General features: G+C 70.8%; 18 protein-coding genes. 11 read left to right on the top strand and 7 right to left on the bottom strand.

Going from position 1 to position 18,774, the window contains the following annotated elements; translation table 11 throughout:
- The first annotated feature begins 43 nt into the window (after positions 1-43).
- The gene (locus tag DDV73_RS24520; RefSeq protein WP_154402896.1) at positions 44-1,540 is read left to right on the top strand and encodes a sialidase family protein; all 1,497 of its coding nucleotides are present in this window, start codon (positions 44-46) and stop codon (positions 1,538-1,540) included.
- On the opposite strand, the gene DDV73_RS24525 is transcribed toward DDV73_RS24520, so the two are convergent.
- Positions 1,517-2,323 carry a glycoside hydrolase family 16 protein gene (locus DDV73_RS24525; protein WP_206051076.1) on the bottom strand — a complete coding sequence of 269 codons (807 nt, stop codon included), beginning with the start codon at positions 2,321-2,323 and terminating at the stop codon, positions 1,517-1,519. The two genes, DDV73_RS24520 and DDV73_RS24525, sit on opposite strands and share 24 nt — an antisense overlap.
- Before the next feature lie 68 nt (positions 2,324-2,391).
- Here DDV73_RS24525 and DDV73_RS24530 point away from each other — a divergent pair, with 68 nt between their 5' ends.
- The 7 genes from DDV73_RS24530 to DDV73_RS24560 all read left to right on the top strand — a co-directional run bounded on the left by DDV73_RS24530 (position 2,392) and on the right by DDV73_RS24560 (position 9,026).
- Positions 2,392-2,706, top strand: coding sequence for a YlxR family protein (locus DDV73_RS24530; protein WP_240617459.1), 315 nt, complete (start codon positions 2,392-2,394; stop codon positions 2,704-2,706).
- A gap of 116 nt (positions 2,707-2,822) precedes the next feature.
- On the top strand, positions 2,823-5,711 hold the full coding sequence (gene infB, locus DDV73_RS24535) for a translation initiation factor IF-2 (RefSeq protein ID WP_109509909.1): 2,889 nt from the start codon (positions 2,823-2,825) through the stop codon (positions 5,709-5,711).
- 218 nt (positions 5,712-5,929) lie between these two features.
- Positions 5,930-6,385 carry a 30S ribosome-binding factor RbfA gene (gene rbfA, locus DDV73_RS24540; protein ID WP_109509910.1) on the top strand — a complete coding sequence of 152 codons (456 nt, stop codon included), beginning with the start codon at positions 5,930-5,932 and terminating at the stop codon, positions 6,383-6,385.
- Positions 6,382-7,251 carry a tRNA pseudouridine(55) synthase TruB gene (gene truB / locus DDV73_RS24545; protein ID WP_109509911.1) on the top strand — a complete coding sequence of 290 codons (870 nt, stop codon included), beginning with the start codon at positions 6,382-6,384 and terminating at the stop codon, positions 7,249-7,251. Before rbfA ends, truB begins: the two co-directional genes overlap by 4 nt.
- Before the next feature lie 49 nt (positions 7,252-7,300).
- Positions 7,301-7,624 carry a PadR family transcriptional regulator gene (locus DDV73_RS24550; protein ID WP_109509912.1) on the top strand — a complete coding sequence of 108 codons (324 nt, stop codon included), beginning with the start codon at positions 7,301-7,303 and terminating at the stop codon, positions 7,622-7,624.
- On the top strand, positions 7,621-7,929 hold the full coding sequence (locus DDV73_RS24555) for a hypothetical protein (RefSeq protein ID WP_109509913.1): 309 nt from the start codon (positions 7,621-7,623) through the stop codon (positions 7,927-7,929). Before DDV73_RS24550 ends, DDV73_RS24555 begins: the two co-directional genes overlap by 4 nt.
- Positions 7,908-9,026: a serine hydrolase domain-containing protein gene (locus DDV73_RS24560; RefSeq protein WP_109509914.1), complete on the top strand. Its 1,119-nt coding sequence runs from the start codon at positions 7,908-7,910 to the stop codon at positions 9,024-9,026. Before DDV73_RS24555 ends, DDV73_RS24560 begins: the two co-directional genes overlap by 22 nt.
- Here DDV73_RS24560 and DDV73_RS24565 read toward each other — a convergent pair.
- Positions 9,023-10,912, bottom strand: a complete 1,890-nt coding sequence (locus DDV73_RS24565; RefSeq protein ID WP_154402897.1) for a hypothetical protein — start codon at positions 10,910-10,912, stop codon at positions 9,023-9,025. The two genes, DDV73_RS24560 and DDV73_RS24565, sit on opposite strands and share 4 nt — an antisense overlap.
- A gap of 350 nt (positions 10,913-11,262) precedes the next feature.
- Between DDV73_RS24565 and DDV73_RS24570 the strand changes: the two genes are divergently transcribed.
- Together DDV73_RS24570 and DDV73_RS24575 are read left to right on the top strand one after the other, a co-directional pair.
- Complete coding sequence (locus DDV73_RS24570; RefSeq protein ID WP_109509916.1) at positions 11,263-12,213, top strand: bifunctional riboflavin kinase/FAD synthetase; 951 nt, start codon at positions 11,263-11,265, stop codon at positions 12,211-12,213.
- A 1-nt stretch (position 12,214) separates the two neighbouring features.
- Entirely contained in the window at positions 12,215-13,189 is a 975-nt protein-coding gene (locus DDV73_RS24575; protein ID WP_109509917.1) for a hypothetical protein, read from the top strand.
- Between the two features lie 6 nt (positions 13,190-13,195).
- Here DDV73_RS24575 and DDV73_RS24580 read toward each other — a convergent pair whose 3' ends face one another.
- From DDV73_RS24580 to DDV73_RS24595, 4 genes are read right to left on the bottom strand one after another with little or no spacing between them, the layout of a single operon-like run.
- Complete coding sequence (locus tag DDV73_RS24580; RefSeq protein ID WP_109509918.1) at positions 13,196-13,819, bottom strand: hypothetical protein; 624 nt, start codon at positions 13,817-13,819, stop codon at positions 13,196-13,198.
- 43 nt (positions 13,820-13,862) lie between these two features.
- Positions 13,863-15,554, bottom strand: a complete 1,692-nt coding sequence (locus tag DDV73_RS29400) for a helix-turn-helix transcriptional regulator (RefSeq protein WP_109509919.1) — start codon at positions 15,552-15,554, stop codon at positions 13,863-13,865.
- A 47-nt stretch (positions 15,555-15,601) separates the two neighbouring features.
- Positions 15,602-16,243: a response regulator transcription factor gene (locus DDV73_RS24590; protein ID WP_109509920.1), complete on the bottom strand. Its 642-nt coding sequence runs from the start codon at positions 16,241-16,243 to the stop codon at positions 15,602-15,604.
- A 32-nt stretch (positions 16,244-16,275) separates the two neighbouring features.
- Positions 16,276-17,193, bottom strand: coding sequence for a LysR family transcriptional regulator (locus tag DDV73_RS24595; protein ID WP_109509921.1), 918 nt, complete (start codon positions 17,191-17,193; stop codon positions 16,276-16,278).
- A gap of 95 nt (positions 17,194-17,288) precedes the next feature.
- Here DDV73_RS24595 and DDV73_RS24600 point away from each other — a divergent pair, with 95 nt between their 5' ends.
- On the top strand, positions 17,289-17,477 hold the full coding sequence (locus tag DDV73_RS24600; RefSeq protein WP_109509922.1) for a hypothetical protein: 189 nt from the start codon (positions 17,289-17,291) through the stop codon (positions 17,475-17,477).
- Here DDV73_RS24600 and DDV73_RS24605 read toward each other — a convergent pair whose 3' ends face one another.
- Complete coding sequence (locus DDV73_RS24605; RefSeq protein ID WP_109509923.1) at positions 17,478-18,665, bottom strand: sensor histidine kinase; 1,188 nt, start codon at positions 18,663-18,665, stop codon at positions 17,478-17,480.
- Between the last annotated feature and the right edge of the window lie 109 nt (positions 18,666-18,774).

Consider the following 18,774-nt stretch of genomic DNA (forward strand, 5'->3'; position numbering starts at 1 on the left):
CAGCGATCGGAACCAGGGTGTGGCGCAACCCGTCGTACTGAGTATGTGGACCCGCCTACTCGTGGCCTGCGCGTTCCTACTCGCGCTCACCTCGTGCGGCACGGATACCGGTGGTCCTGAGACGATCGCGGAGATCCATACCCAGCACCTCGACGGCGAGCCGGGCGTCGACTTTCCGAGCGTGCTCGCCACGGCCGGCGATGACGCTCTGGTGCTGATGCTCTCCGACGACGGTGTGCTGCAGCCGCACCTGTCCCGCGGCGGGGCGGCGTTCTCGAAAGGTGAGCCGTTGTCCACCGGAATCCGGTTCGCCGGTCTCGGCGGCGCGGTCCGGACGGCCGGCGGTTCCTGGTTCAGCCTCGGATCCGGAGGTATGGAGCGTGTCGACGGCGACGACCGGGCCACCTACCGCCCGATCGGGCTGCGCAGTGACGACGGGCTGGCGTGGGAGGAGGTCACCGTGACCGGCTTCACCGGGCCGGTTGAGTTCAACGACCTGGTCGAGATTGACGGCGCCATCATCGCAGCCGGCTCGTACCGCACTGCCGAGAACCCTTCGAGCGGCGGCTTCCGTGCGGCGGTTTGGGTGAGCTCCGACGGACGGCAGTTCACCGAGGTGGTCGTTCCGGGTGCAAGCGCGGCAGAGTCGTACGTCGGACACCTCGAGCTCGCGGACGGGAAGCTGCTCGCCGCCGGCCGCGTCGGCCGCGACGGCGCGCTGTGGGCATCCTCGGACGGCGGCCGGACCTGGGCTGCCTCGGACGACCCTGTCGTGCGCGACGCATACGCACTGAGCGGCCTCGAGGCGACCGGCCGAACCGTGGTCGCGACCCCGGCGGAGGACGCCGGTCACCTCCTGCGTTCCACGGACGGCGGTGCGACCTGGGCCAAGGTGACCGCGCCGGGTGGCGGCGGCGAGGGCTGGTCTCCGCTGTGGTCGGCGGCTGGGCGCTTCATGACCATTGGGGGCGGGAACGGCGAGGCCTGGTCGCGGCCAGAAGTCTGCTACGCCGACCTTGGCCAATGCGGCCGAGCGCCGGACGCTGCCCTCTTCGCCAGCGAGGACGGCGTGGACTGGACTCGCCTCGACACAACGGGCCTCGGCGAGGTCGACGAGGTGGCCGGCACCGACAGCGGCAGCACGTTGGTGCTGGCCGGCGCGGACGGAGGATTGTCTCTGGGCACCTGGCCGGCCGGGGCCGACCTGCCAGTCGGCCAGGGGCCGGCGGATCCCCACACGATCGAGCTCACGACGCCTCCGGCCGACGGGCAGCCCGAGGTGGGCGTGCGCTACCACGCACCGTTCTACGTGCACTGCGGCATGGACTGGTTCTGGCTCGGGGAGACAACCTGGCGCCGTACCGACGCCGGACCGGGCCTGGAGGCCGGTGCCGAGGCGACGGCCGACTGGCCGGTCTCGGGACAGATGATCTACGGCTATGCGACCGTCCAGGCGGACGGCCTGCTCGAGTACAGCATCGACGGCGGAGAGGTGATCGCGACGTACGAGCGGGCGTCAGGCGCTCCGGGGTGCATGTGAGCGCCGGTGTCTTGGCCTTCGCCTAGACGACCCTGAGCTGCGCACGTAGTCCACTACGAGCTTCGGCTCGAGGTGGTCGTCGGCGCCGTTGGTCCACTCGGGGAAGTCGAAGACGGCCAGCATCAGCTGAAGCGGGTACACCGGGGTGCGGGCGGCGCGCCGTACCGGGCGGTCGTCGACGCTGAAGGTGGCCGGGCCGCCCGGCGTCCACTCGACGGCGTAGGTGTGGAACTGCGCGACGTCAACCTCGACCGAGGGCGCCGCGAAGTCCTGGGCCAGGCCCGGGTCGCGGATCGCCTTCACCCCGGTGCCGACATCCGCGAACCCGTCGGCCACCGACCGGCCGAAGACCTCGAACACGCAGATCTCGCCGCACTGCTCCGGTACCTCCTCGAAGCCGACCATCCACAGCGACGCCATCGAGCGTGCCGACAGCTCCATCCGGCAGCGGATCTCGACCCGGCCGCCGGCGGTGAGGTGCCCCTGGAACCGGGGCTGCTCCTCGCGCACCACCTGGTTGCTCCGGAACGACTGCTGGCCGAGGGTGCTCCCGACCGGGCCCGACCGGCTTCCGGTCTGCACGCCGGAGACCCGCAGTGCGGGCCGATGGTCGTCGGCACACCACAGTGCCTGCTCTCGCGGGATGCTGAGGGTGAGGCAGGAGCCGGACACCGTCCAGGTGGCTGCGGAGGCCGCGCGCGAGCTCCATGCGGGCAGGTAGTGCGGCAGCCAGATGGACAGGTCCAGGTCCGTACCGGCGAACTCCTCGTCCAGATCCGACACGAGCCTCACGTTACCGGCGTACCTCCGGTTCGGAATCCGGTGGCGTGACGCGCTAGAGTTGTCGCTCGGTGGTTCGCGAACACATCCCTCAGGCACGTACGGCGCATGAACCTGTCCGCACCTGCATCGGATGCCGGGAGCGAGCCGCCAGAAGCGAGTTGCTGCGGATCGTCGCAGGGACGGACAGCAACGGCCAGCCGGCCGTCTGCCCCGACCCGGACAGGACCGCCGCCGGCCGCGGGGCGCACCTGCATCCCACGGCCGAGTGCTACGAACTCGCCGTGCGCAGGCGAGCCTTCTCCAGGGCCCTCAGGGCCGGAGCCGGGCTGGCAAGCGCATCGGTGAGGGACTACGTTGACTCGTCTGCATTCAACCGTGATTGACCGACAGAAACTGGAGCAGCAGCTCATGAGCACTCGATGAGTACTTCGCAATGAGTTTGCAACACCACTAACGGTCCGGATCACCCCAGAGCGGGGCTCGGACCAGAAGGAGCAGCGTGGCCAAGGTCCGAGTCCACGAACTCGCCAAGGAGTTCGGTGTCGAGAGCAAGTTTGTTCTCGAGAAGCTCAAAGAGATGGGCGAGTTCGTCAAGTCGGCGTCGTCGACGGTCGAGCCCCCCGTCGAGATGCGTTTCAAGAAGGAGTACGGCGCCCAGCTGAAGTCAGCTGGACAGCAGGCTCCCGCCCCCGAGGCGCCCGCGAAGAAGGCGCCCACCCCCAAGCCAGCACCGGCAGCCAAGCCGGCCCCGGTCGCGGAGACCGTTGCCGCGCCTGAGCCGCCCGTGGCCCCGGCAGCCGAGACCCCGGCAGCCGTGACCCCGGCAGCCGAGACCCCGGCAGCCACCGGTCCCAAGCCCGGAGTCCGGCCCGGTCCCAAGCCGGGTCCGAAGAAGGCAGCGCCGCCGGAGCCTCCGGCCGAGCCGGTCGCCCCCGCGGCAGCCGCGAGCGCACCCGCGCCCGCGTCGCCGAAGGCGCCGGCCCCCAAGGCACCCACGCCGGCTCCCAAGCCGGTCGGCCGCCCGGGCGCCCCGCGTCCCGGCAACAACCCGTTCGCGTCCAGCCAGGGCATGGGCCGGCGCCCGTCCGCACCTCCCTCGGGCGCTCCCGCCCAAGGCGGCGGCGGCGACCAGCGCGCACCCCGGCCTCCGGCCGCGCGTGAGGGTGGTGGCGGCTCGCCCGCACGTCCCGGCATGCCGCGTCCCAACCCGGCGATGATGCCGAAGTCGCCGGCAGCCTTCGGCTCCGGCGGCCCTCCCGGCCGTCAGGGTGGTCCCGGTGGCCGCGCTGGTGGTCCCGGCGGCCGTGGTGGCCCCGGTGGTCGCGGTGGCGCTCCTGGTCGCGGTGGCGCCGGTGCTCCCGCCGGTGCGGGTGCTGGTGCGCCCGGTCGTCCCGGCGGTGGCTTCGCCCCGGGCGGTGGACGCCCCGGTGGCGGTCGTCCCGGTGCGGGTGGTCGTGGCCAGACCCAGGGTGCGTTCGGTCGCCCCGGCGGTCCGTCGCGGCGTGGCCGCAAGTCCAAGCGGGCCCGTCGTCAAGAGTTCGAGCAGATGGAAGCGCCGACCATTGGCGGCGTACGCGTCCGCAAGGGCAACGGCGAGACCGTCCGGCTTGCCCGTGGCGCCTCGCTGACCGACTTCGCGGAGAAGATCAACGTCGACCCCGCGTCGCTGGTGCAGATGCTGTTCTCGCTCGGCGAGATGGTGACCGCGACCGAGTCGGTCAACGACGAGACGCTGGAGCTGCTCGGCGAGGAGCTCAACTACATCGTGCAGGTCGTGTCCCCGGAGGACGAGGACCGCGAGCTGCTCGAGTCGTTCGACCTCGAGTTCGGGTCCGACGAGGGCGACGAGGGCGACCTGGTCATCCGGCCGCCGGTCGTGACCGTCATGGGTCACGTCGACCACGGTAAGACCAAGCTCCTCGACGCGCTGCGCAACGCCAACGTCGTCGACAAGGAGGCCGGTGGCATCACCCAGCACATCGGTGCCTACCAGGTCATGACCGACGTCGACGGCGACGAGCGCCGGATCACCTTCATCGACACCCCGGGTCACGAGGCGTTCACCGCCATGCGTGCTCGTGGTGCTCAGGCCACCGACATCGCGATCCTCGTGGTCGCGGCCGACGACGGCGTGATGCCGCAGACGGTCGAGGCGTTGAACCACGTCAAGGCCGCCGGCGTCCCGATCGTGGTCGCGGTCAACAAGATCGACAAGCCGGAGGCGGACCCAACCAAGGTGCGCGGCCAGCTGACCGAGTACGGCCTGGTGCCCGAGGAGTATGGCGGCGACACCATGTTCGTCGACGTCTCCGCCAAGGCGGGGCTGCACCTCGACAAGCTGCTCGAGGCCGTCGTCCTGACCGCTGACGCGTCGCTCGACCTGCGCGCCAACCCGACCCAGGACGCTCAGGGTCTGGTCGTCGAGGCCCACCTCGACCGCGGTCGCGGTCCGGTGGCCACAGTGCTGGTCCAGCGCGGCACGCTCCGCGTCGGCGACTCGATCGTCGCCGGCCCGGCTCACGGCCGCGTCCGCGCGATGCTCGACGAGTTCGGCCACGAGATCGAAGAAGCCGACCCGGCGCGTCCGGCGCTGGTTCTCGGTCTGTCGGCCGTGCCCGGAGCGGGTCAGAACTTCCTGGTCGTCGACGACGACCGGATGGCCCGCCAGATCGCCGAGAAGCGGGAAGCCCGCGAGCGGGCGGCCATGCAGGCCCAGCGCCGCGTGCGTCGTACTCTCGAGGACTTCATGGCGTCGATGGAGAAGGGCGAGAGCCAGGAGCTCAACCTCATCCTCAAGGGCGATGTGTCCGGTTCGGTCGAGGCGCTCGAGGACTCGCTCGCCAAGATCGACGTCGGCGACGAGGTCAGCCTCCGGGTCATCGACCGCGGCGTCGGTGCGATCACCGAGACCAACATCATGCTGGCCGCGGCATCCGACGCGATCATCATCGGCTTCAACGTCCGCCCGCAGGGCAAGGCGACCGAGCTGGCCGACAAGGAAGGTGTCGAGATTCGGTACTACTCGGTCATCTACCAGGCGATCGAGGAGATCGAGGCGGCGCTCAAGGGCATGCTCAAGCCGGAGTTCGAGGAGGCCACCCTCGGCCAGGCGGAGATCCGCGAGATCTTCCGCTCCTCGAAGATCGGCAACATCGCCGGCTGCATGGTCACCAGCGGCACCCTCCGGCGCAACGCCAAGGTCCGGCTCATCCGCGATGGCGCCGTCATCGTGGAGTCCGCCGACCTGGCGTCGCTGCGCCGCGAGCGGGACGACGTGACCGAGGTCCGTGAGGGCTTCGAGTGTGGTCTGGTCGTGAAGGGCTACAACGACATCAAGATCGGCGATGTTGTTGAGGCCTTTGAGATGCGGGAGATTCCGCGGGCCTGATGTTTGTGTGGGGGTCGGGCGCCGTGGGCGCCCGGCCCGCACCGATGCGGGCGCTGCGGCGGCGCGTCGCGCGGGCGGCCACGTCTGTGGTTACTCGCCGTTGCGCGCCGCGGCCAAGCCGCTTGACGCCGCCCGCATCGGCGCGTGCCGGCCGCCCACGGCGGGCGGCGTCTAGGCTCACGAATGCGGGACTTCCGCATGTTTCTGGAGGACACAAGATGGCAAGCCCTCGGGTTCGCAAGGTGGCGGACCGGATTCAGGTGATTGTGGCGGAGATGCTGGAGCGGCGGATCAAGGATCCGCGGCTTGGGTTCGTCACCGTCACCGACGTGCGGCTTACCGGCGACAGCCAGCAGGCGACGGTCTTCTACACCGTGTTCGGTGAGGAGGAGTCGTTGGCGTCGACGGCGGCGGCGCTGGAGTCGGCTAAGGGGCTGATCAGGTCCGAGGTCGGCAAGCAGCTCGGGATGCGGCACGTGCCGACGCTGGAGTTCAGCTACGACGGCGTCCCGGAGAACGCACGGCAGATCGACGACCTGCTGGCCAAGGTGCGCGAGTCCGACGCCGCGGTCGCGGCGGCCGCCGCCGGTGCGACGTACGCCGCGGGTGAGGACCCGTACAAGAAGCCGCACGAGGACGACGACGAGTCCGACGAGTCCGACGAGGACGAATGACGCAGGCCGCCTCCGGGCTGGTCATCGTCGATAAGCCGGGCGGGGCGACCTCACACGATGTGGTCGCGCGGGTACGCCGCCTCGCCGGCACCCGGAAGGTCGGCCATGCCGGCACCCTCGACCCGATGGCCACCGGCGTCCTGGTGCTCGGCGTCAACCGGGCGACCCGGCTGCTCGGTCACCTGATGCTGACCGAGAAGCGGTACGACGCGACCGTCCGGCTCGGCGTCACCACCACCACCGACGACGCCGACGGCGAGACCGTCTCGACCACGTCGGCGGCGGGCGTCGACGAGCAGGCGGTCCGCACCGCGTTGGCCGGCTTCGTCGGTGAGATCGAGCAGGTGCCGTCGGCGGTGTCGGCGATCAAGGTCGACGGCAAGCGGGCCTACCAGCGGGTGCGCGACGGCGAGCAGGTCGAGCTCAAGGCGCGCAAGGTGACCGTCCACGAGATCGTGGTGAACCGCGTCGCCCACGACGGCGAGGTGGTGGACGTGGACATCTCGGTGCGCTGTTCCAGCGGCACCTACATCCGGGCGATCGCCCGCGACCTGGGCGCCGCGCTCGGCGTCGGCGGTCACCTCACCGCGCTGCGGCGGACCGCGGTCGGCAGCTTCGACCTGGGCATCGCACGCACCCTCGACCAGCTCGCCGACTCCTTCGAGCTGGTGCCGATCGCGCAGGCCGCGCGGGCCAGCTTCCCAGCGTACGAGCTGGACGAGCCCGGCGCCCAGCACGTCCGCTACGGCAGGCCGCTGGAGATCGAGATCGCCGGCACCACCGCGGTGTTCGCCCCGGATGGTGAGTTCCTCGCGCTCTACGAGCCGCGCGCCACGGGCGCCCGGCCGGTGGCGGTCTTCGTCTGACTTACCTATCGGGCTTCTATGCATCGCGTGACGATGTATAGTCGCCGTCATGACCGAGCAAGCGCTCTTCATCCTGGCCAGCCTGGCCCACGGTGAGCTGCACGGCTACGCCATCGCCCGCGATGTCGAGCAGCTCTCCGACGGCGGGGTCACCCTCACCGCCGGCACCCTGTACGGCGCCCTGAATCGGCTGACCGACCAGGGCCTGGTCGAGCCGGCGGGGGAGCGTGAGGTCCAGGGCCGACGGCGCCGCTACTACCGGCTCACCGCGAGCGGCCGTACGGCGCTCACAGCCGAGGTCGAGCGGCTGCGCACAACGGCGGCCACCCTCGGCACCCGGCTCGCCGCCCGTCCCACCCCGGGGCTGGCATGAGGAGCCGGCTGCTGGACGCCGGCCTGCTGGCCTTTCCGCGCGGGGTCCGGGACCGCGACGGCGACCACCTGCGCGATCTCGCGCACGAGCTCGCCGACGACCACGGGATCACGCGTGAGGTACTCGGACTGGTCCGCGGCGGCCTCGGCGAGCGGGCCCGGCGGGTACGCCGGTCGCGGCGCACGATGCTCGCTGTCGGCGCGCTGACCGGGCTCGTTCTCACCCTGCTGACCGCCACCGCCGCGGCCGCGGCTACCCAGTTCGAGGATGAAGAGGTGACCCAATGGCAGCACGGTCAGGGCTGATCAGGGCGGCTGCCGTCGTCGGGTCGCTGCTGATGCTCGCCTCGTGCAGCCAGGAGCCGGCGGAACCGGCGCCGGAGCGGATCGAGGCGTTCCGCCCGTCCGACGTGCCGGAGGGCTCCAGCGGAAGCCTGGTCGCCGCGCTCGACGGCCGGGTGGAGACGTGCACCGGCTGGGGGCTGGCCGACCGCGAGAACCAGACCGCCGCCGACTGCGACACGGTGTACGACGTGGGCTCGAACACCAAACAGTTCACCGCCGCCGCCGTCATGAAGCTGCAGATGCAAGGCAAGCTCGAGGTCACCGATCCGATCGGCCGCCACCTCGACGGCGTACCGCCGGACAAGCGGGGGATCAGGCTCCAGCAGCTGCTCACGCACACGGCTGGCCTGGTCGACTCGGTTGGCGACGACTACGATCCGCTCACCCGCGACGGACTACTGACCGCGGCGATGGACTCCAAGCTCCGGAACCGCCCCGGCGGCCCCTTCCACTACTCGAACGTCGGCTACAGCCTGCTCGCCCTGATCATCGAGGAGGCCTCGGGCACCAGCTACGAGGAGTACCTCGCGAAGGCGCTGTTCGCGCCGGCCGGCATGCGCCAGACCGGCTACGTGATCCCAGACTGGCCCTCCAGTGAGGTCGCCCTGGAGTACGACGCGAAGGGGCGCTCGCACGGCCGGCCGTTCGACCACCCCTGGGCCGAGGACGGGCCCTACTGGAACCTCCATGGCAATGGCGGCATGCTCTCCACCGCGCGCGACATGTTCCGCTGGCATCGCGCGCTCGAGGGCCGGCGTGTGCTGGACGCGAAGGCGAAGGCCGAGCTGTTCAAGCCGAGGGTGCTGGAGGAGCCGGGCGGTGACTTCCGCTACGCCTACGGCTGGGTGGTGATGCAGAGTCCCCACGGCCGGGTGCTCTGGCACAACGGCGGCAACGGCTGGACCTATAGCGAGATCGTCCGGATTCCCAGTCGGCGGGCGATGGTCTTCTGGGTGACCAACCAGGATCGCAGCAGCGGCACCGAGGGCTGGACCTTCGACGGCGACCTCGGCGCCACCCTGACCCAGAGCGTCATCGAGCGCCTCCTGTCGAGCTAGCCGGGGCGGCCGACGACCAGCTCCATGTGCATGGAGTCGGTCGACTCGCCGGCCCAGGCGCCGCCCACGTCGAAGCCCTGCTTCATCAGCTCCTGCATGAACTGGGCACCGAACGACAGGCTCTTCGAGGTCGGGGCGCTGGTCGGGTTGAAGAAGCCCTTCTCGACCATCTGCGCGGCGGACGGCGTATCTGCTACGACCGGCGTCTCGACCTTTCCGGACTTCTTGTCCCGCCGCGGGTTCCCGAAGACGAAAGTCGGATCCTCAAGGTCCTTGCGCAGTTTGGTGAGCTGTTCCCGCTCGTTGGCGGCGCCGACAAGCGCACCCAGCGCGGCCCGCCTGGTCGCCGCGGTCTCCGACAGCTTGACCAACTGGTCGCCGACCGTACCCGGAAACGTGCCGAGGTCCTTCGACCACGAGGCCAGGTCCTTGGCGAGCCCCTTCGGCAGCTCGGCGGAGTCGGCCGGCAGCTCGAGCTTGCCTTGCGCCTTGAGGTCGGCGAGGGCCTTGTCGATCTTGGTCTGCCGCTGCTGCAGCGCCGCCTGGCGGGCGTTCAGGGTCCCGTCCGTGGGCAGCGGCTTGGCGAGCTCCTCAGGGGTGAGGGCAGCCTTGGCGCGGCCGTCGAGCTCGGCCTCGGCCCGGGCGATCGAGTCCAGCCACGGCTTGATCACCGGCGGCAGCTTGGCCATCACCGCCTTGCGCGCTGCGAGATCCTTGGCATCGGCCATCTCGTCTCGCAGCGCGAAGAACGCGTCACGCTGGTCCCCGAGGCTCTGCTGGAACATGGTCGACGTGGTGCCGAGCCGCGCGGTCTCGGTGCCGACCTTGTCGATCAGCTCGGTCGCTGCCTTGCTGGCGAAGAACTCCTGCTTCTTCTTGTCGTCGTCGGGCAGCTGCGACATCTCGCCCATGGTCTTGATCAGGGCTCGCCGGGACTCGTAGCTGCCGAGCTGGAGATTGCTCGGACGGCCGGTCGCGGACTTCACCAGCTGCGCCATAGTCTTGCGGCCCACTCGCGGCATCTGGTTGGCGTCGTAGTCGATCGCGTAGCCGAGGGTGTGCATGGAGGCACCGCTCATGGTCATCGTCGGGTTGAACGCGGTGCGGAACTGCATCCCGACACCGGGGCTCTTCGGCATCTTGTCCCCGAGCTTGGCGGCGACGGCTTCCAGGCGGACCTGAGCGTCCTTGTGCAACGCGCCGCCGCCGGGGATGTTGCAGCTCTTCACCTCGGCGAAGTGGGCCAGCGTCGCCTCGTCGGACTTGAACCAGCTGTGCATGACGATCAGGAAGTTGCGCTTCTGCTCGAGGCTGTTCAGCCCGACGATGCCGCCCCCGCTCAGCACTACGGCCGGCAGGCTGTCGACATCGGCGATCGCCTTGCCCGAGACCGTGAAGACGTTCTGCTCCTTCCCGCTCGGTACGCCGGCGCCGGGGCCGAACGTCAGCCCGCTCACCGCGCCCGGCTTCATGCCGGCCGGCGGGCTCGCGACCGGCTTCTTCGGTGTCACGTCGATCACCGGGTGGGCGTCGACGATGCCCTCCACGGTGGCGTCTCCGAAGTCGAGCTTGGCGCTGAGCCCCTTCAGGTGGCCGTCGGCCAGGATCGGCTGGGTGATATCGGCCTGGTCCGAGAAGGCGATCGAGAACGACTGACCTCCGAAGCTTGCGGTGACGGTGAACGGCTTGCCGAGCTCGGCGACGCCGGCGACCTTGTTGCCGGCCATCGCCGTGGCGGCGAGCGCCTTGAGGTGCTCAGCCGCCTGCTGCGCGTTCCGTGCCTTGCCGTCGGTGAAGCTCGCCTGCGCCTTGCTCACCACGAGACCGCCGGAGATCTTTCCGGTGGCATGGCCGAGGTCGCCCTCCGCCGTCAACGGAATCGTCACCGAGACGTCCCGGGTGGTCGAAGGTGCTCGCTGGATAGCGACCAGGCGGGACACGGCGGCGTTCCCCACCGACCGTTGGAGGCTCTCCAGCCTGTCGGTACCCAACTGTGGCTGCTTGCTCTGTGGCCGCGGACGCGGCCGGGCGCGCTCGACCTTCGGCGCCTCTTCGCCAGACAGGCGCCAGCGGCGCGCACGATCGGACACGGCCACGGTAGGTACCGTATGCGCGCTCGCCGCATTCGTTCGAAGGCTGCGGTGCGGCTCTTGGGGAACGGCGGGTGCCCTTTCGGGCCGCGGTGCCGGGTGGCCGATCGGTCGCGCCCGACCCGTGGTGTGGGAGGCTGTGGCTCGTGCGAGTCTGGCGTTCGATAGCTGAGGTTCCTGCTGACCTGGGACGCACCACGGTCACGATCGGCAACTTCGACGGGGTGCATCTCGGCCATCAGCACGTTGTACGGCGTGCCCGCGAGGTCGCGACCGAGGTGGCGGCCGGAGTTGGCAGCGAGCGGGTCGTGGTGGTCACCTTCGACCCGCACCCGATCGCCGTGCTCAGGCCCGAGCACGCACCCCCGACGCTGTCCACGATCGAGGACCGGCTCGCCCTCCTCGAGAAGGCCGGTGCCGACGATGCGCTGGTGATCCCGTTCGACCGCGAGGTCGCGGGCTGGTCGCCCGAGGAGTTCATCGACCGGATCCTGGTCGGCGCCCTGCACGCCAACGCGGTCGTGGTCGGCGCCAACTTCCGCTTCGGCAACCGCGCCGCCGGCGACGTGGCGACCCTCCGCGAGGCGGGGGAGTCCCGCGACTTCGCGGTCGAGGGCATCGCGCTGGACGGCGGTCCGCAGGTCTGGTCGTCGACGTACGTGCGCAACTGCCTGGCCGCCGGCGACGTGGAGGGCGCGGCGGAGGCGCTCGGCCGCCCGTTCACGGTCACCGGCACCGTCGTCGAGGGCGACAAGCGCGGTCGCGAACTCGGCTTCCCGACCGCCAACGTGCCGACGACCGGTGTCGCCGCGGCGCCCGCCGACGGTGTGTACGCCGGCTGGCTGCGGCGGCTGGACACCGGCGTGAGGTACCCGGCCGCGATCAGCGTCGGCACCAACCCGACCTTCGACGGCGAGCGGGAGCGGCGGGTCGAGTCCTACGTGCTCGACCGCACCGACCTCGAGCTGTACGGCGTCGAGGTCGAGGTGAGCTTCACGGCCCGGCTGCGCGGGATGGTCCGCTTCGAAGGCGTCGACGCGCTGATCGACACGATGAAGGACGACGTCGTCAGGACCCGCGAGATCCTCAAGGTCTGACGTGACCCCCGAGGAGCAGGCGGTCACCGACACCGAGGCGTGGTTCGTCGCGCACGGGCTGCCCTACTTCGTCGACGACCTCCGGTCGCAGGTGCGCGTCAGCCTGCAGCCCGGGCTGGTGGTCCCGCTGCTGGTGATGGCGACCACCGGCGGCGCGGCGATGGGGCTGCTTGTCGGGACCGCGACCAACGCGGACACCGGCACCCTCGTCGGCGTCCTGGTTGCACTGGCCGTGATCACGGCGTACGGCGTCGCCCGGCTGCACGTCACCTCGATGGCGCGCTGGGCGCTGGCCCGCACGTTCGGCTCGCTCGGCCTGCTGTTCCCGCTCGCGACCCGCGCGCTGCCGCTGCTGCTGCTGTTCGTGACCTTCCTGTTCATCAACACCGAGGTATGGCAGGTCGCCTCGAACCTCGACGACGGCGTGCTGTGGGGCGCGGTGCTGCTGTTCGCCGCCGTCGCCGTCGGCTTCCTGCTGGTCCGGCTGCCCGAGGAACTGGACAAGGTCGATGACGAGATCGGCGGCGAGCGGCTGGTCGCCAGCTGCGCCCGGACGCCGATGGCCGACGTGGCGCCGCGCTACGCCGACGCCAAGCTGACCGAGATCGCCCAGGTGCACGGGTTCGAGAAGGGCAACCTGGTGTTCGTGCTGCTGGTCGTCCAGGCGGTGCAGGTGCTGCTGCTCGCGCTCTCGGTGTTCGCGTTCTTCGTGGTCTTCGGTGCGGTCGCGATCCGGGAGCCGGTGATGGAGTCTTGGCTGGACGCCGAGCCGCACTGGCTGATCGACGGCTGGCACGTGCTCAGCGTCGAGTTGCTCCAGGTGTCGACCTTCCTGGCATCGTTCTCCGGCCTCTACTTCACGGTGTACGCCGTCAACGACGACGCCTACCGCCGCCAGTTCTTCGCCTCCCTCGCCCGCCAGCTGGACCGGGCCGTCGGCGTACGCGCGGTCTACCAGTCGCTGCGCCAGGGGTAGCCGGCCTCACGCCCGCCTCATGAGTGCCCAGCCCAGAGCGGCGAACAGCAGCATCCAGGCGCCGATCACCAGGCGGCCTGCGTCGAAGCCGAGCATGATGCCGGGGGTCAGGACCACGAACACGTAGACCCCGATCGCCAGCGGCAGCCAGCGCTCCCAGCCGGTCCACACCCGAGCGGGGATGGTCGCGATGCCGGCGAGGACGGTGAACAGGCCGATCCCGATCGAGGTGGCGCCGTACAGCACGTCGAGGTGCGCGGTGTCCGAGCTTGGGTAGGTCGCCTCGGCGGACGCGATGGCGATCAGCTCGGTCACGGCGAGGCCCAGCATCGACGCGACCGAGCCGATCACGCCGACCTTCGCCAGCTGCCCACGGCCGGTGACGCCGGAGGTCCACAGCAGCCCCAGCAGTACGGCGAGTGGCAGGTGCTGGACGAAGAAGAAGGTCTGGACCACGGCGAAGCCGCCGGGTTCGAACGGGTAGCTGAACTGGTCGGACGGAACCTGGGGATCCCAGCCGATCAGCAGGCCGGCGGAAGCGGCTCCCAGCAGGGAGGCGGCGAGTCCGACGGCGGCGAGAGAGCGCTGGCGCGAGGTGGCGCGCACGGGGTTGGCGGTTGTGGTGGTCATCGCCCCAAGGTAGGAGCGCAGCCGCGTCGCCGGATCCGGGAAACTACGTAGCTGATCCACTGGTTCGGCGGGCGTACCAGGCGGCGATCTGGGCCCGGGAGTCGAAGCCCAGCTTGAGCATCACGTTGCGCACGTGCGTCTCGACGGTGCGCTCGGAGAGGTGCAGGCGGGCCGCGACCTGACGGTTCGTCGAGCCCTCGGCGACCAGTGCCGCGACCTGCTCCTCGCGACCGGACAGCAGCGAGGTGCCGCTCGGGCGCAGCCTGGCGAGCAGGGCGTCCGCCGGGCCCGACACCGGCCGGAGGTCGATGCGGGCCGCGATTGCGGCCGCCTGCATGAGCTGCTGCTCGGCCTCGCGCCGCTCGGCCGGCACCGCGCTGGTATGCGACAGCTCGCCGAGTGCCAGCCTGGCGTGGGCCTCGAAGGGCGCCGAGCCGAGTCGGACGGCGAGCCCGAGGGCCTGTTCGAAGTGGACCCGCGCGGCGGCGTCATCGCCGAGGAGCCTGGCCAGGCGGCCCAGGTGATGGGCGATCAGGCCCTCCGGCGGCGTGTGCGCGCCGCCGATCGCGAGCCGTTCCGGGAACGGCGCCAGCTCGTGGTACAAGCGCTGGGCGATGCGGTCGTCGCCGAGCTGCACGCTGAGGTTGGTGTTGCCGACCAGGTTGATCACCCACTCCGGGGTGTAGCGGGGGAACGCCTCGAGATGCGGGATCATCGACTCCCAGACGGCGCGGGCCTCGTCGACGCGCCCCAGGCTGCCCAGGAGCGAGGCGAGCCAGTTGCGCGCCAGGAAGGGGCCTTCGTCGGCGAGCAGGCGGCGGACGAACGACTCGACCTCCGCCACCCGGTCGAGTCGGCCGGATAGAGCGCCGACGTTGCCCTGGACGACCATGTGCAGGAACTCCGCCTGGCCGCTGCCGCCCGTCGCCCGGGCGATCGCAACCGCCTCGTCCGCCCGGTCGAACCCGTCGTCGAAGCGGCCTTCGAGAGCGGCGACCGAAGCCTGGATCAGCCGCAGCCGCCAGCGGCCGTACGGCTCCGCGAGGTGGTTGACCACCGCCGTGAGCGCCACCAGCTCGGCATCCATCTCGAGGCGTTGGCACAGCTCGTAGTGCGTGTCCAGGCGCCAGAAGTGTCCCCACATCGCCGTCCGCCGGTCGCCGGTCTCGGCCGCGAGCCGCGCCGCCTGGTCGCCGAGATCCAGACGGGCTTCCGGGGTCCGGAAGTCCTGGCTGTGGGCATGGCGGGCGAACAGCGCCAGCAGTCGGGCGTCTCCGTCACCGCTGGCGGTGGCCAGCCGGTCGGCCTCGTCGACGACGCCTGCCTCGAAGTCGCCGGCCCAGCGGTTGGCCGTGGCCGCCAGCTGGCCGAGCAGCCGGGCGGTGCGGACCGGGTCGGTGTTCCCGAGCGAGTGGATCGCCTCGCGGCAGAGCTCGTGGATCTGGTCGCAGATCGGGTCGCCGGACAGCCCGACGACGACGGTTGCGGCATCGGCGAGCACTGTCGGGTCGCCCTCGGCCCTGCCGAGGTCGGCAGCGGCCAGGCAGGCCGACCAGGCAGCATCGAGCTCGCCGCCGCGGAAGCGTGCGCGAGCCAGGTCCAGCCAGAGTGGGGCCGACTCGCCGCCGGCAGCCGCGAGCGCATCCTCGTATGCCGCCGCTGCCTCCGCCCACGCACGTCGCTCGCGCGCCCGCCGAGCGGTGCGAAGCGTGGCGGTGTCGTCCGGCGGCTGCATGTAGTCATCGTGGCACCGGCCGGGCGGTCGAGGGGCCCGAACTGCGGCTAGACCCGGAGCCAGGCGAGGACGGCCAGCACCCGGCGGTTGTCGTCGATGTCGACCGGCAGGTCGAGCTTGGTGAAGATGCTGTTGGTGTGCTTGGCGACGGCCTTCTCGGTCACGAACATCGCGCTCGCGATCGCCGCGTTGGAGCGGCCCTCCGCCATTAGCGACAGCACCTCGCGCTCGCGCGGAGTGAGCCGGTCGACCGGCGCGGCCTGCTGCCTGGACATGATCGTCGCGACCACCTCGGGGTCGAGCACGGTGCCGCCGGCGGCGACTCGGCGTACTCCCTGGACGAACTCGCCGACGTCGGCGACCCGGTCCTTGAGCAGGTACCCGACGCCGCCCTGGCCGCTGGCGAGCAGCTCGCGGGCGTAGAGATGCTCGACGTACTGCGACAGCACCATCACCGGGAAGCCCGGCTTGGCCTCGCGCACCGCGATCGCCGCCCGTAGCCCCTCGTCGGTGAACGTCGGCGGCAGCCGGACGTCGACCACGGCCGCATCGATCTCAGGGTCCTGCAGCGCCCGCTCCAGCGACGGCGCGTTGTCGACCGCGGCGGCGATGGTGAAGTCGTGCTCCTCGAGCAGCCGGATCAGGCCGTCGCGGAGCAGGGCGTGGTCTTCGGCAAGGACAAGTCGCACGTGCTCATCGTGCCGTCAGCCGCCGACAGCCGTCACACCGGCTCCGTGAGCGCCTGGATGTGCCGGGTGGCGAGCTCGATCATCAGCTGCGCCGCCGGCGACAGGATCGCGCCGGCGCGGTGCACGATCGCCATCGTGTCGTACTGCCGGGGACGCAGCGAGACGTAGCCGACGCCCGGGGCCAGCCGCGACAGCAGCTGGTCGGCCGCGCCCTTGGGCAGCACGGAGTCGCCGTACCCCATGCCGACCAGCTCGACCGCGGTCTCGATCTCCTCCACCTCGATCTTGGTCTGCGGGTTGTGGCCGGCCTCGTGCAGCATCCGGCGCAGAACCGTCCGCATCGAGTCGGTCGCTCGCCAGGTGGTCTCCGGCATCACCAGCGTCGCCTTCGACAGGCGGGCCGCGGTCACCGGGCTGGCGGTCCGCGCGGGGTCGGCGGAGATGTAGACGATCTCGTCACGGGCCACCGGGGTCACCTGCATCCCCTCGCTCTCGACGTTGGTGACCGCGATCATCGCCGCCTCCAGCCGCCCGCGCCGCAGCTGCTCCTGCACCTCGTGGGAGTGCTGCCCGACCAGCTCCACCCGGACACCCGGATAGCGGTCGAGCACATCGGCGATCAGCCGGGCGCCGGCGTACAGGCGGACGGCGCCGAACATCCCGAACCGGATCGTGCCGCTCTCGAACTCCACGGCACTGCGCACCGCCTTCCGCCCCTCGTCGGCCGCGGCCAGGGTCCGCTCGGCGTGCGGGCGGAAGGTGTCGGCCATGGTCGTGGGTACGACGCCGCGCCCAACCCGCCGGAAGAGCGGCACGCCCAGCGACTTCTCGAGCGCGCGCACCTGCTCGGAGACCGACGGCTGGGCGTAGCCGAGCTCCTCGGCGGCGGCGGTCAGCGAGCCGTGCTCGTAGGTGGCGAGGAAGCAGCGCATCTGGTGTAGCGAAACCATAGGAATCTCCTTGAGGTGCCTCTGGAAAGCGAGGCTACCCCTGCGGAGACAGGTTCGGGACAATTGTCGAAGACAACCAACCAGAGGAGGTCACGATGTTCGACAACGACTGCCAGGTATGCGCCCAGCGCGTTCTCATCTTCCCCAGCCAGGTCACGTCGCTGACCAACGCGGGGGAGGACGGCCTCATCGAGGTGGCGTTCACGTGCTGGTGCGGCACCGAGCAGACCAAGCTCACAGGGAAGGGCATCGGCCAGCCCCGGGCGCACCCGGTCGCGGCCTGATCAGCTCTTCACCGCCGGCGCCAGCACGCACGGCACCTCGAGCGTGACCAGCGTCGGCCCGCGCAGTGGGCTGGACACGCTCATGGTGCCGTCGAACGCCGACAGCCGCCGCATCACGCCCCGCATGCCGGTCCCGGCGCCGGGGTCCGCGCCGCCACGGCCGTCGTCGCCGACCACCGTGGTGAGGACGCCGTTGCTGTGCTCGAGCTCCACCCAGGCGTGCTCGGCGGCGGCGTGCTTGCCGGTGTTGGCCAGGCACTCGGCCACCGCGAAATAGACCGCCGACTCCACCGGCGCCGGCGGCCGGCCGTCGAGCTTGGCGGTCACGTGCACCGGGATAGCCATGTCCAGCGCGAGGGCCTGTACGGCGCCTAGCAGGCCGCGGTCGGCGAGCACCGGCGGGTGGATCCCACGCACGACCGAGCGCAGGTCGCCGAGCGCGGCGCCGGTGGTCGAGCGGGCCTCGCTGAGGATCTGGTTCGCCTTCTTCGGGTCCTTCTCGAGCATTTCCTGGACCATGCCGAGGTTCATGCCGAGCGCCACCAGCCGGGCCTGGGCGCCGTCGTGCAGATCCCGCTCGATCCGGCGCAGCTCGGCGGCGGAGTGGTCGATGGTCTCGGTCCGGGTCTCGGTCAGCACCTGGACGCGCTGCTCGAGCTTCTCGGTGGTCCCGTAGCTCAGCAGCGATCGGTCCAGCATGCTGCGGGCCTTCATGATCGGCTCCGCGCCGTACCACCAGAACATGCCGGTCACGATCGCCAGGAACAGGATCACCACCAGGAACGACAGCGTGAAGCCGATGGTGAGCGTCAGCAGGATCCAGGCCTGGTCGCGCCAGGTCATCGGGTCGGTCGCCCACGACCGCAGCTTCACCAGCGGCCCACCCGGCGGACTTGGCCGGTACTGCGGAGGGATCGGGGTGCCGAGGATCCGGCCGGCCATCTTGCGGTGCAGGTTGGCGAGCCAGCGGGTCGCGGGCAGGCTCACCAGGAGGAACGGGATGCCGATCACGAACAGCGCCAGGGTGCCGCCGACCGTGGTCAGCACGAAGAACAGGATCGCCGGGATCACCAGCAGCAGCTGCGCCGCGGCGTACCCGGTCAGGGCGAGCCGGCTGGGCGGGGCGTCAGGGCTGGCGGGGGCGCCGAGGGTGGCGCTGGCCGGAAGGCCGGTCATGGGGCTGCTCATAGGGCAATCCTCCCCGATGGCCCGAGTTCGGACAGTGGTGCCAGCACCACCCTCGCTGTGGTGCTGGCGCCCCTGACCTGCGGCGTTGCACTCACAAGGCTGGAGGCAT

Origin of the sequence: Nocardioides speluncae, from assembly GCF_003121585.1 — a bacterium.
Taxonomy (GTDB): Bacteria; Actinomycetota; Actinomycetes; order Propionibacteriales; family Nocardioidaceae; genus Nocardioides; species Nocardioides speluncae.